Consider the following 2506-nt stretch of genomic DNA (forward strand, 5'->3'; position numbering starts at 1 on the left):
CGCCCCGCCCTGTCCCCGCCTCCCGACGGTTCAGGCGGCCAGCGCGTGCCGGGTGCGGGCCGTGACGCGTCGGGCCAGGCCGAGCGAGAGCGCCGAGGCCGTCACCCCCGCGACCAGGGCCGTCCACCACAGCACCGCCGGACCGGCCGCCGTGTAGAGCAGGACGCCCACGGTCAGGGCGGTGAACCGGGCCACGCCCCACGTCCAGTTCAGGGCGCCCTGGTAGCGGCCACGGGCGTGCGGCGGGGCCAGGTGCGAGATCACGGTGGCGCTGATGCCGGCCACCACCACCTCGCCCAGCGACCAGACCACCACCGAGACGACGAACCCGGCGACACCGTCGGCCAGCCCGGTCATCGCCACCCCCACCGCGACCAGCACGCTGCCCGCCGCGTGCACGGACAGCTGCGGCAGGTGGGCGAGCCGGGTGGTCACCAGCGGCTGGAGCAGCACCACCAGCGCCGCGTTGACCGCCCCGAGCGTCCCGTAGACCGTGGGGGACAGCCCGCTCCCGCTGATCGCCAGCGGCAGCGCGGCCTCGGTGAGCGCGTACACGAAGGACTGGACGCCCAGCACCGGCAGCACCAGCAGCATCAGCCGGTCCCGCACCACGATCCCGTACCCGGCACCTGGCCCGCGGGTGCCCTTCACCGCGGTCCCGGCGCCCGCCCCGGCCGCCCCGGCCGCCGTGACCGCCGCCCCGGCCGCCGTGACCGCCGCCTCGGGCCCGCCCGTCGCCGTCACCTCGGCCGCCACGACACCGGACGCCTCCGCCTCGTGCGCGCCCCGCGCCGCGGGCCGGGTCTCCCGCAGGCGGGTCGCCACCACCAGGGCGTACGCCAGCATCGAGGCGGCGTCGACGGCGAACAGCAGCCAGTACCCGTGCGCCGCCAGGAATCCGCCGAGCACGCCGGCGATCGAGGTGCCGATGTTGATCCCCCAGCCGAACAGCGCGTACGCCTGCCTGCGGTGCGGCCCGTCCACCGAGTCGGCCATCAGCGCGTAGACGGCCGGGGAGACCATCGCGTTGGTGGCGCTGACCAGCAGCGCGGCCGCCGCCATCAGGGCGACGCCCGGGGCCAGGAAGAGCGCGCCCTGCGCGGCCGCGGTGCCGACGAGCCCGATCAGCATGGTCGGTCGGCGGCCGATCCGGTCGGCGAGCAGTCCGCCGACGGCCGGTCCCAGCAGGCCGCCCGCACCGAGCGCGCCGAGGATCAGCGAGGTCTCGGCGCCGGTGACGCCCCGGGAGGCGAGGAAGAAGACCATGAACGGCGTGACCATGCAGCCGATCCGGTTGATGATCGTGCCCGCGAAGAGGGTCCGAACGGTAGCGGGGAGGCCGCGGAGGGTGGAGAACATGTGAGGAGGCTGGCCCTGGTCACCGCCGTGTCCCTATTGATTAAGCTCAGACCGAATCCAACGGACTTGCGGGGATCGCGCCGGTGATCGGACCGGTCGGGCCCGCCCGCGTGACGCGACGGGGGTTGCGTGGAAGCAGAGCTCACCTTCTCGGCGACGGACCTGGCGCAGACCCGCTTCGCCGTCTCCCCCATGTGGGAGGTGGTCACCAGTTTCCGGCTGCTGTCCGCCGGGACCGAGCCGCCGCCGTACCGGAGCTGGCTGGCCCAGGTGCGTCCGCGGGTCCGTGAGGCCGGACTGGACCAGGGCTGGCTGGCCGCGCTGGTGCCCCCGCGGAACTACCTCGCCGACTTCCTCACCCCGCTGCCTGCCGCACCGTTCGCCTCCCTGGCCGAGGAGCTCGACGCGATCCGCGGCACCGACCCGGCCCGGGTCCGGGCGGACGTGGCGTGTCTGCTGGACGCGGACCCCGAGCCGCGCGCCGAAGTCCGGCTGCGGCTGCTGGAGAGGGCCCCTCAGGCCGCCCTGGACAAGCTCGCCGCGGAGATCGAGACCTACTGGGAGGCGGCGCTCGCGCCCTACTGGGCCCGCATCCGCAAGCTGCTGGAGGCGGACGTGTTCCACCGCGCCCGGCAGACCGCCGAGCACGGCTCCGCGCACGTCCTGAACGACCTGCACGACTCCGTGCGCTGGGACGACGGCGCGCTCCGGCTGCTGCGTCGTCAGGCCGGGCTCTCGCGCACCGGGTCCGGTCCGGGCCTGCTGCTGGTCCCCTCCGCCTTCACCTGGCCCGGGCCGCTGACCCGGGCGGTGCCGCCCGAACCGCCGCAGGTCGCCTACCCCGCCCGCGGCGTAGGCCTGCTGTGGGAGGGGCGCACCACCGCCTCCACCCACGCGATCGCCGCCGTCCTCGGCCGCTCCCGCGCCCTCCTGCTGGCCGAGCTGGAGGTCCCCGCCTCCACGACCGACCTCGCCCAGCACTGCGGCCTCTCCCCCGCCGGGGTCTCCCAGCACCTGACCGCGCTGCGCGACGCCGGCCTGGTCACCGCCCACCGCAACGGCCGCTCCGTCCTCTACGCCCGCACCGCCGTCGCGGACTCCCTGCTGTGTCCCCCTGCAGCGTGAAGACCCCCTGGCCCCCTGGGCC

Annotated in this window: 2 protein-coding genes; one reads left to right on the forward strand and one right to left on the reverse strand. The window is 75.6% G+C overall.

Annotation, left to right across the window (positions count from 1 at the left end):
• Nucleotides 1-30: 30 nt before the first annotated feature.
• Nucleotides 31-1359, reverse strand: coding sequence for an MFS transporter (locus ACOV8S_RS15970; protein WP_448318482.1), 1329 nt, complete (start codon nucleotides 1357-1359; stop codon nucleotides 31-33).
• Between the two features lie 129 nt (nucleotides 1360-1488).
• Here ACOV8S_RS15970 and ACOV8S_RS15975 point away from each other — a divergent pair, with 129 nt between their 5' ends.
• Nucleotides 1489-2484: a DUF5937 family protein gene (locus ACOV8S_RS15975; protein WP_448318483.1), complete on the forward strand. Its 996-nt coding sequence runs from the start codon at nucleotides 1489-1491 to the stop codon at nucleotides 2482-2484.
• The last annotated feature ends 22 nt before the right edge of the window (nucleotides 2485-2506 follow it).

The organism is Streptomyces sp. CO7 (genome assembly GCF_053474865.1).

Excerpts from the sequence above, each read along its gene's own strand:
- ACOV8S_RS15970 (WP_448318482.1), bottom strand. The coding sequence starts at position 1,359 with ATGTTCTCCACCCTCCGCGGCCTCCCCGCTACCGTTCGGACCCTCTTC.